At 69.9% G+C, this 13119-nt stretch carries 6 protein-coding genes; all 6 read left to right on the top strand.

Annotated features, from left to right (window positions below; all coding sequences use genetic code 11):
• Positions 1-191 precede the first annotated feature (191 nt).
• The 6 genes from BQ7106_RS03500 to BQ7106_RS03475 all read left to right on the top strand — a co-directional run bounded on the left by BQ7106_RS03500 (position 192) and on the right by BQ7106_RS03475 (position 12876).
• On the top strand, positions 192-524 hold the full coding sequence (locus BQ7106_RS03500) for a helix-turn-helix domain-containing protein (protein ID WP_072371306.1): 333 nt from the start codon (positions 192-194) through the stop codon (positions 522-524).
• 70 nt (positions 525-594) lie between these two features.
• On the top strand, positions 595-4767 hold the full coding sequence (locus BQ7106_RS10790; protein WP_129583778.1) for an S-layer homology domain-containing protein: 4173 nt from the start codon (positions 595-597) through the stop codon (positions 4765-4767).
• Positions 4768-5088: 321 nt separating this feature from the next.
• Positions 5089-7413, top strand: a complete 2325-nt coding sequence (locus BQ7106_RS03490) for a DUF7657 domain-containing protein (RefSeq protein WP_072371300.1) — start codon at positions 5089-5091, stop codon at positions 7411-7413.
• A 254-nt stretch (positions 7414-7667) separates the two neighbouring features.
• The gene (rfbC, locus tag BQ7106_RS03485; RefSeq protein ID WP_072371297.1) at positions 7668-8255 is read left to right on the top strand and encodes a dTDP-4-dehydrorhamnose 3,5-epimerase; all 588 of its coding nucleotides are present in this window, start codon (positions 7668-7670) and stop codon (positions 8253-8255) included.
• A 33-nt stretch (positions 8256-8288) separates the two neighbouring features.
• Positions 8289-10286 carry a glycosyltransferase family 2 protein gene (locus BQ7106_RS03480; RefSeq protein ID WP_072371294.1) on the top strand — a complete coding sequence of 666 codons (1998 nt, stop codon included), beginning with the start codon at positions 8289-8291 and terminating at the stop codon, positions 10284-10286.
• Between the two features lie 145 nt (positions 10287-10431).
• A complete protein-coding gene (locus tag BQ7106_RS03475; protein ID WP_072371292.1) occupies positions 10432-12876 on the top strand; it encodes a glycosyltransferase family 2 protein in 2445 nt (814 codons plus the stop codon).
• Positions 12877-13119 lie beyond the last annotated feature (243 nt).

The following is a 13119-nucleotide window of genomic DNA, read 5'->3' as shown; positions in this document are numbered from 1 at the left end:
GACTACGCCTTGTCAGCTGGCTGAGAGCCGGCTGGAAGCCGGGTGGCGGCCAACCGCGCGCGCCGAGGAGCGGCGCGCCCTCAGCGGGACCCGGCCGTGACCGAGAGGGGGCGTGCGATGAGCCGACAGAACGCTGACGCGAGGCGTTTTGCGAGCGCTTCCCCCATGGCGATTTCCCCCGAAAAACGTGAGTGGGGGGGGGTCTTCCCCCGGAGCGCGCGAGCTCTGACCCGCTGACGGGCGGCGACCCGCCCCCGCGCAGGCGCGGGCGGAAGAAGCGCGAGTTCACAGAGACGCAGGAGCAGCTGATCCGCTACATCGCCGGCGAGACGGCGGTGTCCGGCTGCGCGTGCTGCACGAAGAGGCAGCTCGCCGAGATGCTCGGGAGGAGCGTCAAGACGGTCGACCGCTGCATCTCGGACCTCAGGGAGCGCGGCGTCATCGAGGTCGAGATGCGCTTCGACGAGCGCGGCGGCCAGATGGCGAGCGCGTACAGGATGGGTGCCGGTCGCGGCTCCAGATGACGTCACGGGGCGCCCGCCCCGCGGCGCCCCTCGACATGGCATGCGTTATCGAGAGGGAAAGGAGACGCAGATGACGCGAAGAGAGACGAGAAGGACGAGGAGGGTTGGATGGCTCGCCGCGCTGCTCGGCGCGTTCGTGCTCGCGCTGAGCGTCATGCCGGTGACGGCGTGGGCGGATGAGATTGAGGTTGGAGAGGGAGGCTCCCTCCACGACGTTGTGATGGAGGACGCAAAAACCGGCGACACGATCAAGCTGACGAGCGACATCACGCTCACCGAGTACGTGTTCGTTGACGCGAAGGACATCACCATCGACGGCGGTGGTTACACCATCACGCGCGGTGAAGACTTTACGCCGTGGACTGATGGTCGCGGCGGGTACAACCCCGCGATGATCGAGGTCGCTAATGGTGCTGAGCTCAAGCTGGTGAACATCACACTCGATGACGACATGATTTCTGCTGCAGAGCGCTTTGTGGAGCAAGGAACCGAGGAGGGCGAGAAGGACAACGAGAGCAAGGTCCAGGACGCGATAATCGCTGCCTATGCGGCGGCGAAAGGCGGGAACGGCAGCACCATCGTCCTCGGGAACAACGTTACCCTGAAGAACTTCGGCGGCATGTCCGCCGTGCGCGTCGGCGGCCAGGGAAAGGATGCTCAGGTCACCAGTAAGCTCATCATGGAGTCGGGCAGCAAGATTATCGACGACCCGGATACTCGCCGCGCTGGCGGTGTCGCCGCGGTCTGGAGCCAGGGCGGCATGGTCGAGGTGAAGGCCGGGGCCAAGATCTCGGGCATCGACGGGCGAGCCATCTACCTAGAAGACGGCGGCTATGCCTCCGTTGCCGGCGAAATCAGTGACATCACTGCCAATAACGTGATGATGCCTTATCCAGACAGGGAGGGCGTGGAGCTCGGCGGAGGCAAAACGGGCGCTTTCTCGGGAATCGCCGTTGCCGCCATGGGCAACTCCACGATTGTTCTGACGGGGAGTCAGCAAGATGACGGGTCGTATACTGGCGGCAGCATAAAGTCAATTTGCACCGATACCCCGGGGAATGCGGCAGACAGCGCTATCTGGCTGACGGGTGGCTCAACGTTCTCCATGACGCGCGGCTCGATGATGTCCGATATCGAAAGGATCGGTCTCGTTGACAACAACGAGGGACATATCTCAGTCAACGGTGTAGTGACGAACTGTCATACGGATAATGTCCCCTTCCGCCTGCGTGGATCAGTGAACTGGTTCTCGCTCGGGCAATTCGGTGTCATCAAGGATTGCTCAACGACAGACGCCAGTTTGATTTACATGAACGGTGGCAAGCCGACGATCGAGCTCGCGGGGACCATTGACGACTTCAACACGACGGCGCTATTTGTCTCGCCCAACGGGTCGCGGGAGGATGGCAGCGTCAGGCTGACCAAGACTGGGGTGATTACCAATGTCGGTGGACACGCAATCTTGGCGGGCGACCCTTCCAAGGTAACAGTCGAGGGGACCATCACCGACTGTGCGGGTTACGCGGTCCTGTACGCGGCGAAGAATGAGGGCTCGCTTCTGACCATTGACGACTCGGCGACGATTTCCGGCAACCATGGCGGTGGCGCCCAAGTGTCGATTACGCGCGGGGAGGATGGCCAGGGCAAACTTGTCACGTTTGCCACGGATGCAGCAAGGCATGCCGAGATTGCCCCGGGCGCCATCGAGGGCAACACCACGATAGACCTTCCGCCGTTTGACGTGACGCTTGATGAGGACTACGCCTCTGTCAAACTTGGGAGTGCCAGCGACAAAGCTGTGGAGAAGATAAGGGAATACGTTGTCGGTGAGGACTCCAGATGGGAGGTCGTTGGTTCTGACGCCGTCTGGCTGGAGCCCTCCGGTGACTCTGTCCACTTCGTCGCGAGTGGGCTCAGCCCCGCTCCGAAGAACACGGGGCTCTACGTGGCGTTTGTGGAGCTCGCTGAAGATGGCTCCGTCGCTACTGGGGTGGATCCAGTCCTCCAGCCGGTCGAGAACTCCGACCAGATTGACGTCACTCTGACGGGCCTGAAGGCCGACACGGCCTACGCCGTCATGTTCGTCAACAACGCCGAGTACACGCTCGCCCCCGACGACGTCACCGTCTACACCGGCGGCGGCCAGGGCGACGAGAAATACGACGACGGCGGGTTCCCGGCGCTCACCATCGCCGACAGCGTCGACCCGATCGAGTCCCTCGTGATCGACGGCGGAGAACCGCTTGCCGGGGATAAAGCGATGCAGGAGCTCCTTGGTCGCCTGACGGTTACCTACTACGACGGCAACACGCCGATCGAGAACGACAGCGTCGCCGGCGAGCACCGCGCCGTGCTCTCCTGGAAGTACGGTCAGAAGCCCGGCGACATCACCATCAACGGCAACGAGGTCTCGGACGAGCTCGACGAGGGCAAGCTCGTCGTCCGCTACGTCGAGGACGTCGACGAGGCCCAGGACGGCGCGAGTACGCACGGGCTCCTGACCAGTGAGCCGGTCAAGGCCGTCGAACACGCCGAGGCGATCGCCAAGAAGGGCGGCGCGTCCGGCGCCGGTGAGCCCGAGTTCTACACCAACGGCGACGAGGGCCGCGCGGCCGACCCCGACGGCGTCCAGCTCCTCGACGACGGCCTGCTCGCCGACGAGGACGGCACCGACCGGCAGGCCCTGCTCGAGAAGAGGGCCGAGGAGACCGTGCTCCAAGACCCCGGCGAGGGCCAGGCGTGGCGCTACGAGTTCCGCTACCTCGACCTCGTCGACGCCCACAACGGCAACGCGTGGGTGAGCGCGAGCTACGGCACGACGGTCTACCTGCCCTACCCCGACGGTGTTACCAAGGACAACGCCGAGGACCTCGGCGTCAAGGTCGTGCACTTCCCGGGCCTCCACCGCGAGTACGGCTTCTCGGGCCGTGACGAGGTCGAGGGGGCCATCGCGGAGTGCGCCCCCGAGGCCGTGGACGACCTCCAGTTCACTGACGCGGGCATCAGGTTCGACGTCGACCGCTCGGGCTTCTCGCCCTTCGCCGTCGCGTGGAGGACCGCTGCCCGCACCATCACCGCGACCGCGGACGGAGGCAGCACCGTGACCCCGAGCGGCACCTTCACCGTCCCCGTCGACGAGGGGATGACCTTCGCCGTCGCGGCGAGGGCCGGCTACGCCATCGAGGACGTCACGCTCGACGGGGCCTCGGTGCTCGACCAGGTCAGTAACGGCAGGGTCACGGTCCCCGCCAGCGACGCTGACCAGGCGCTCCGCGTCACGTCCCGCTCCACCTCCGGTGGCGGCTCCGTCACCCCGTCCGAGCGCTACACCATCACCGCCTCCGCCGGCGAGGGCGGCTCCATCAGCCCGTCCGGCACGCACAGCTACGCCGCGGGCTCCGACGTGACGTTCACGATCGCGCCTGACGAGGGCTGGACCGTCGGCGACGTCACCGTCGACGGCGTCAGCTACCGCCAGGTCGGCTCCTACACCTTCGAGGACCTCGATGACGACCACACCATCTCCGTCACGTTCATGAGGGGCTCCGACCCGGCGAGCCCCGACGAGACCGGCGTCTCCGACTGGCTGAACGCCTTGGACCACGTGGCCTACCTCCACGGCTACGGCGACGGCTCGTTCACCTTCGGCCCGGAGAACCCGATGACCCGCGCCGAGGTGGCGCAGATGTTCTACAACCTGCTGCTCGACAAGGGCATGGGCGACAGGGCCGTGAGCTTCGAGGACGTCCCGGATGGCGCCTACTACGCCGAGCCGGTGAGGGTGCTCGCCTCCCGCGGGATCCTCAACGGCACGAGCCCCGAGACCTTCGAGCCCGACCGCGCCATCACCCGCGCCGAGTTCGTCGCCATCGCCATGCGCTTCTCCGACGGAGAGTTCGAGGGCGAGAACCCCTACGTCGACGTGCCCGAGGACGCCTGGTACCGCGACTACGTCGTGGGCGCCACGAGCTTCGGCTGGATCTACGGCTACCAGGACGGCAGCCACCGCTTCGGCCCGGACGACACGATCACGCGCGGCCAGGCCACCATGGTGACCAACCGCATGCTGTGGCGCTCCTGCGACACCGCGTGGGCCATGGGGCACATGGACCAGATCAAGACGTTCGTCGACCTGCCCCAGGGCCACTACGCCTTCTTCGACGTGGTGGAGGCCACCAACGCGCACGACTACGAGCGCGTCGGGGGCACCCGCTTCGAGGGCTGGACCGGCCTGAGGGAGTAGTCTCCGCCCCCAGGGGAGGTTCCGCCGGGAGGGGCCCCGCGAGGGGCCCCTCCCTTCGTGTACCGGTCGGCGCGGCTCGAGGTCCTTCTCGCCTCCCCGCGCCGAAACGGAGCGACTTGCAAAAATCGCCCCCGAGAGGGCCCCGTTTTTGCAAATCGCTCCGTTTCGGTGCCGGCGTCGCCCCGGCCGCCGGCGTCGCCCCGGCCGCCTGCGTCGCCCTGGCTCTCGGTCGTCGGCCTCGCCCCTGCGCTCCCCGCGAGCGACTCACGTGGCGCAGTGGCATACTTGCTCTTCAGAGTCGATTCAGCGAGAGGGGCGGCGTTGCCGGAGATCATGCGTGATGGTGGGGTCGGCGACGACGTGCGTCGCGCTCGCGAGACCGGCAGCGCGACACGGGAGCCCGGCGCCGGGCCCGCGCCATCCCGCGGCGCCCGAATCGCGCGCGCGGCGTGCGTCGCGCTCGCCTCGTACCTGTCGGCGCTCTGGGCGGTGATGTTCGCCCGGCTCACCGCACAGGTTCGCGGGGGCGGGGGAGACGTGCTCGCCGCGCTCGACCCGGCGGACCCCCTCGTCGCAGCCGTCGTTACGGTTCCGCTGTGCGCGCTGCTCCTCGCGTTCTTCTCGCGCCGCGCCGCCCCGCTTCGCAGGCTGCTCTTTCGGCTGCGCGTGCCCATCGGGCTGCTCGCCGTCGTCGCGCTCACCGCGCTCGAGATCAGCGGGTCGTCCATAGCCCAGTGGTCCACGCTCATCGGGGGCGATGCCGACCAGGGCACGCTCCTGGGCTTCTCCCGCTCGATTCGCGGCGACGAGTTCATGGTGCTCACGCCGTTCGCGTTCTCGCAGGAGCACACCGATTACGCCGCCGTCTCGGAGCTTATCCGCGGGACCGCCACGGACGTGACGATGGTCTACGCGCAGCCCTGCTGGGCCCTTCCCACCCTCTTCAGGCCGTTCCTGTGGGGCTACCTCGTCCTGGGAAGCGCGCGCGGGCTCGCGTTCTTCTGGAGCGCGCGCCTGGTCGCGCTGCTTCTGGTGTCCTTTGAGCTGGGGCGCCTCGTCACCCGCGACAGGCGCTGCGTCTCGGCCGCCTATGCCGTCATGCTCGCGTTCTGCCCGCTCGTCCAGTGGTGGTTCGCCATCAACGGCATCGCCGAGCTCCTCATCTTCGGGCAGGCCCTCGTGCTGGCCCTGCACCGGTGCCTGCGGGAGGGGCGCCCGCTCGTCCGGGCGGGGCTCGCCCTCCTCATGGCGTGGCTCGCGCTCGGCTACCTCTTCGTCGTCTACCCGGCGTGGCAGGTGCCGCTCTTCTGGATGTTTCTCGCCCTCGGCGCGGGGGACGCGGTGGGGTACCTGCGCGAGCTCGGCCCCTCCGAGCGCCGACAGGTAGCCCTGCGCCGCCTCGCCCTGCCGCTGTGCGGCATGCTTCTCGTCGTTGCCGTCTTGGGCGCGGCGTGCCTGCTCCCGGTGACGGACGTCATCGCGCTCGAGACGGGGACGGTCTACCCCGGGCAGCGCAGCGACCTGGGCGGAGGGGGCCTCGAGTACTTTCTCTACGAGGCGGCCTCGCCCTTCAACGCGCTCCGGGCCTCGGAGGCGCCCCTCAACGCCAGCGAGTCGGCGGGCGTGTTCGCGCTCTTCCCCCTGGGGCTCGTCTTCGCCGCGCTGTGCCAGGTCCGCAGGGCGAGAAGGGCCGTCTCGCTCGATGCGCCCACCGTCCTCCTCGGCGCGGTCGAGGTCCTTCTTGCCGCGTACTGCCTCGTGGGGCTTCCCGAGCCCCTGGCCGCGGCGACGCTGCTCTCCCACAGTCTCAACGTGCGCGTCGCGCAGGTGCTGGGCCTGGCGGACCTCCTGCTCATGGTGAGGTCGGTGGCCCTGTGGGACGTCGCCCCGGCGACCGGCGGCGCGCACCTCGCCGTGCGCGGCTGCGGGAGGCCTTGGCCGCGGGCCCTGCCGTGGGCCGCCGCGCTCGCCGCCGACGCGCTCGCGGGCGTCGCGCTCGCGCTGGTCGCGCACGGGTCGGCGGGCCTCGCCCCGCTCTTCTCCGCGCTCCTCGGGCTCTTTGCGGCGACGCTTTTGGCTTCGGCGCAGCTCGCCGCCGCGGGCGCCGACGCGGGGGCGGCTCTCGTCGCGGCTTCGCTCGTGGTGCTGGTCTCGGGCGCGAGCGTGAACCCGGTGCAGCGGGGCGCCGACGCGCTGCTGGCCAGCCCCGCCCGCGCCGCCGTGGCGCAGCTCGCCGCCGACGACCCGGGCGCGCTCTGGGCGGGGGAGTACAGCTTCCTCGGCCAGCTCTGCATCACCGCGGGCGCACCGTGCGTCAACTCGGTCAACACCTATCCCGCGCTCGACCGCTGGCGCCTGCTCGACCCCGACGGCTCCGACGAGCGCGCCTACAACCGCTACGCGCACATCACCGTGGTGCCCGTTGAGGGCCCCTCGAGCTTCGTGCGCGACGAGTGGGACCCGCAGGACACCTTTACCGTGCGCCTGGGCCTCGATGACATGGAGCGCCTGGGCATCGACTACTACGTGTCGCTCACCCAGGATCTGCCCGAGGTGATGGGCGGGGAGGGCCTTCGCCTCGAGCTCGTGTCACGCGCGGGCGGCGTCTCGATCTGGCGGCTGGCGGGGGAGCGGGGCGTCCGGTAGGGCGCGCCGCGACGGTGCCTGCGCCGAGGTTCTTCTCGCCTTCGCGCCCCTGCGCCGAGGTTCTTCTCACTCTTGCCCCCGCGCCGAGACGGAGCGTCTTGCGAAAATCGGCGCCGAGAAGGACCTGTTTTCGCAAATCGCTCCGTTTCGGTCTATGATAGCGCGCCCCCGCCTCCCACGCACGCCCCGTCACGGCGCGCTATCATAGACTCGTTTGCAGCCAGCAAAGCAACCAGCTCGCGGGGAGGACGCGCATGGCCACCATCACTTCCGGCAACTTCACCTTCACCGACACCTCGATCGAGGGCGTCAAGATCGTCGACGTCAAGAGCTACGGTGACCGTCGCGGCTACTTCATGGAGACCTACAAGCGCCCCGACTTCGTGGCCGGCGGCATCGACGCCGACTTCGTCCAGGACAACCAGTCCTCCAGCACGCGCGGCGTCCTGCGCGGCCTGCACTTCCAGATCAACCACCCGCAGGCCAAGCTCGTGCGCGTGGTCCGCGGCACCGTCTTCGACGTCGCCGTCGACCTGCGCCCGGGCAGCCCCACCTGGGGCAGGTGGGAGGGCGTCACCCTCTCCGCCGAGAACCGCCGCCAGTTCTTCGTCCCGCGCGGCTTCGCGCACGGCTTCCTCGTCCTCTCCGACGAGGCCGAGTTCTGCTACAAGTGCGACGACACCTACCACCCCGGCGACGAGGGCGGCCTCATGTGGAATGACCCCCAGATCGCCGTCGCGTGGCCGGCGCTCGAGGGCGACGACGCCTTCGACCCCTCCAAGCTGGTCCTCTCCGACAAGGACCAGGCGCACCCCGGCCTCGACTCCCTGCGCGCGCGGTAGCGCCCGCGAGCCCGGACGGGGAGCCTGCCCGACATGGGGGACCGCAGCCTCAGCGACTACTTCGACGCCGAGCCGCTCGCCGCGGACGAGCTGCGCCGCGGCCGCGCGCTGCGCATGCCGTGCTGCCTGCGCAGCGCGGAGGGCGACTTCGCCGACGGCCCGGTCTCGCACCTCTGGGTCGCCCTCTCGTGCGAGCGCGGCGACGCGCGACCCCCGGCGGTGCGCTGCCTAGCGCTCGTCGGCGGGCGGCTCGTCCGCGGGGTGCGCGCGCCCCGCGCCGCCCTTCTCGCCCGGCACTTCGTCGAGCTCGAGCCGGGCCGGCTCTGGACGGTGGACGAGTACTCCGTCTGCGTGCCCGACGAGTGCGGCCGCTTCGTCGTGGCCGCGGGGGCCCGGCGCATCGCTGCCGGTCAGGCGACCCGTCGCGAGCTCCGCAGGGCCTACGGGGAGCGCATCTCCAACGCGTCGGTCGACCCGCGCTACCCCGCGTGGCTCGACCTCGACCGCGCCGCCTGCCGCAGGCTCCCCGTGCCCGAGCCCGGCCCGCTCATGAGCATCGTCACGCCCGCCTTCCGCACGCCCGAGCGCCTCCTGCGCGAGATGCTCGCCAGCGTGCTCGCGCAGACCTACCCGCGCTGGGAGCTCGTGCTCGTGAACGCGAGCCCCGACGACGAGGGGATGCGCTCGGTGCTCGACGCCTGCGACGACCCGCGCGTCCGCGTGGTGGACGTGGAGAAGAACCTCGGCATCGTGGGCAACACCAACGTCGGCATCGCGCACGCGACGGGCGACTACGTGAGCTTCCTCGACCACGACGACCTGGTCGAGCCGCACGCCCTGGCGGAGCTCGTGCGCGCGGTCGCCGACGGCGCGCGCCCCGGGCTGCTCTACTGCGACGAGGACAACGTCGACGAGGAGGGCGCGCCCTCGCTGCCGCTCATCAAGCCGGACGCCAACCCCGACCTCCTGCTCTCCAACGACTACGTCCTGCACTGGCTCACCGTGCGCCGCGACCTGCTCGAGTCGGTGGGCCGCTCCGGGCGGGACGTGGAGGGCGCCCAGGACTACGACCTGACGCTGCGCGTCTTCGAGACGGGCGAGCGCGTCGTGCGCGTGCCCCACGTGCTCTACCACTGGAGGATCTGCTCCGGCTCGTCCGCGCTCGACCCCGGGGTCAAGGACTACGCGCAGGACGCGGGCGCCGTCGCCATCAACGCGCACCTCGCGCGCACGGGGCGCTCGGGCGCCGCGCGGCGCGCCGACGCCTACTTCACGTACCGCACGACCTTTGCGGTGGGCGACCGGGCGCCGTCGATCGCGGTCGCGTGCGCGGGCGAGCTCGCGCCGTCGCTGCGCGCCGCGCTCTCGCGCTACTCCTCCGAGCGGGGCGCCGAGGTCCGCCGCGTCACCGTCGGCGAGCGGCCCGACCTCCTCGCGCTCGCGCGGCACGCGGGTGCGGACCTCGTGCTCCTGACGACGCCCGCGCACGACCTTGACGCGGCGGCGCTCGAGACCCTGGTGGGCTACGCCTCGCGCCCCGGCACGCTCTGCGCCTCCCCGCGCGTGGTGCGCGCCGACGGCCTGCTCGACTACGCGGGCATGGTCGCGCGGCCTGACGGGTCGCTCGGCCACCTGCTGCGCTACCTCCCGCACGACGACGGCGGCTACGTGGGCCGCGCGCTGCGCCCCTACGACGCCGCGGTCGTGAACGCCGAGTGCTGCCTCGTGAGCGCGCGCGAGCTCGCCGCCCTGCCGCTCGAGGGGGGCTTCTCGACGCTCGACCACGCGCTCGCCGAGGCGACGCTGCTCGGGCGCGCGTCCGGCCTCGCGAGCGTCTACCTCCCGCACGCGACCGCGCGCCTCGTCTCGCCGAGGTCGCTCGTGCCCGACGCCCCGTGCGAGGCCGAGCTCGCGGACTGCGCGCGCCTGCTCGCGCTCTTCCCGCAGATCGCGGACGGCGACCCGTCGCAGAGCCCCAACTTCGACCCGTGGTCGGGCTACTACTGCCTGCGCTGGCCGGCCGGGGCGTAGCGACGGCGCGCGCCGGGCGTGCCTGTCGCCCCCGCCGCGGCCCGGCGGCCGCCCGGCGGTCGCGTCGGGCGAGTGCGCTACACTGGGGAGGCAAGCCGCGGGCCGAGGTCCCTCTCGCCCGCCCGCCAGTGAAAGGGCCATCCGTATGCACATCAAGATCGCGGGCATCTGCCGCGGGTCCGAGAAGGTCTTCGTCCTCTGCTCCGTCCCCCGGCTCGGCGACGCCGCGCGCCTCGTCGCCTCGGCGACCGTGGCCGACGGCCGCGCCGTCCCCTGCACGCTCAGCCCGTACGAGCCCGTCGACGCCGACGCGAGCGTCACGCAGTTCGTCTGCTGCGTGCCCATCGTCCAGACGCCGCACTACAAGATCCGTGTCAGCGCGGGGTCGGACTCCGGCGAGCTAACCGTCTCCTCGTCGCGCGCCACGTGGGAGTCGCGCCTCAACTACCGCATGCGCCCCGCCCTCTGCGACAACATCCGCGACTACGACAAGGAGGCCTCCTCGCGCGCCGCGCGCATCGAGTTCCACCAGTGCGTGACCGGTGCCGGGGCAAACGTCCTGCGCGGCAGCGTCACCCTGCCCCTGCGCGACGACAACGACCTCGAGGTGACCTGCTTCACGCAGGCGCTCGAGCCGGTGCCGTTCGACTACGTGGTCATGGGCAGCTCGGTCGCGCGCGCGGGCGCCTCGGTCCCGCGCGCGGGCGGGACCTCGGAGGTCTACGAGGACAGCCGCGTCGTCCAGTGGTCGGCGCGCTTCCCCCAGCAGGTCCAGAGCTACCTCTTCGTGCTGCGCGACCGCAACCACCCCGAGTTCGACAGCTTCGAGGTGCTCTTCTCGGGCTGGTACGGCAGCCTCGTCGAGGCCACGTCCGAGGTCATGCGCAACGCCCAGGTCGACCCCGCCTACCCGCAGTGGTTCGAGGCGCACCGCGACTCCGAGGGCGCCCTGCTCGAGCAGGCGTCCTTCTCGTTCGCGGAGCGCCCCACCTTCAGCATCGTGGTGCCGCTCTTCAACACGCCGGCCGACTTCTACACCGAGATGGTCGACTCCGTGCGCCGGCAGTCCTACCCCGGCTGGCAGCTCGTCCTCGTGAACGCCAGCCCCGAGAACGCCGAGCTTTGCGCCCTCGTCGAGGCGTCGGCGCGCGCCGACGAGCGCATCACCGTGGTCACCGTCGAGAAGAACCTCGGCATCTCCGAGAACACCAACGCCGGCATCGCGCGCGCGACGGGCGACTTCGTGTGCTTCTTCGACCACGACGACGTGCTCGAGCGCTCGATCCTGTTCGAGTACGCCTCGGCCGTGAACGCCCGGCCCGACACCGACGTCATGTACTGCGACGAGGACAAGCTCCTGCCCGACGGGACGCTCGCCCAGCCGTTCTTCAAGCCGGACTTCTCGATCGACCTGCTGCGCAACAACAACTACGTGTGCCACATGCTCACGATCCGGCGCAGCCTCCTCGAGTCGCTCGAGCCCAACACGCGCGAGTACGACGGCGCTCAGGACCACAACCTCACGCTGCGCGCCGTAGAGCGCGCCCGCCACGTCCACCACGTGCCGCGCGTGCTCTACCACTGGCGCATCAGCCCCACCTCGACCGCGGGCAACGCCGGGACCAAGTCCTACGCCTCCGAGGCCGGCCTGCGCGCGGTTCGCGAGCATCTCGCGCGCGTGGGGCTCCCGGCGAGCGTGTCGCTGGCGGACCGCCCGTTCACGTACCGCGTGATCTACGACGTCCCGGCCGAGCGGCCGCTCGTCTCGATCATCATCCCCAACAAGGACCACGTCGAGCTGCTGTCGCGCTGCGTCGACTCGATCCTGGCGCGCAGCACGTATGAGAACTACGAGATCGTGATCGTGGAGAACAACAGCGTCGAGCCGGGGACCTTCGCCTACTACGACGAGCTCGAGGCCGCGCACCCGGGCGTCGTGCGGGTGGCGCGCTGGGGCGCGGAGTTCAACTTCTCCAAGCTCATGAACTTCGGCCGCGACCGGGCGCGCGGCGACTACCTGCTGCTGCTCAACAACGACACCGAGGTCATCACGCCCAACTGGATCGAGGTCATGCTCGGCATCGCCGCGCGCGAGGACGTGGGCGCGGTCGGCGTCCGGCTGTACTACCCCGACGACACGATCCAGCACGCGGGCGTCTGCGTGACCGGCGGCGTCGCGGGCCACCTCAACAAGGACCTCCCGCGCGGGAGCTGGGGCTACTTCGCGCTCGCCGACGCGCAGCAGGACCTGAGCGCGGTGACGGCGGCGTGCCTCATGTCGAGCCGGAGGGCCTTCGACGCGGTGGGCGGCTTCAACGAGGAGCTCCAGGTCGCCTTCAACGACGTGGACTACTGCCTCAAGCTGCGCGAGAAGGGCCTGCAGGTCGTCTACACGCCCGAGGTCGAGCTCTACCACTACGAGTCCGTCTCGCGCGGGGCCGAGGACTCGGTGGAGAAGAAGATCCGCTTCCACCGCGAGTTCGCGTACATGAACTACCGCTGGGCGGCCTACTACGTGAAGGGCGACCCGTTCATGAGCCCCAACATCGCGCGCACCGAGCCGAGGAACGCGTACTACCACCTGCCGTAGGGCGGGGAGAGGGGCGGCGGGGCGCGGCTGCGCGCGGCTGCGGGCCGCGCCCCGCAGCCCTTCTCGCCCGGCCCCTCGCCGGCTGCACCGTTCTTCTCGCCCGACCCCTCGCCGGCTGAGCGGCCCTTATGCCGACAATGCACGGGAATCCCTCTGCCCTGGCGGAAACCTTGGGCGATTGGGTATCAACTTTGATGTTGGCCCCTCTTCGGGGGCCCGGATGGCACCCAATCGTTCCGTAAT

Origin of the sequence: Thermophilibacter mediterraneus (assembly GCF_900119385.1) — a bacterium.
GTDB classification, from domain to species: Bacteria; Actinomycetota; Coriobacteriia; order Coriobacteriales; family Atopobiaceae; genus Thermophilibacter; species Thermophilibacter mediterraneus.
This window is presented reverse-complemented; position numbering and strand designations above follow the sequence as displayed.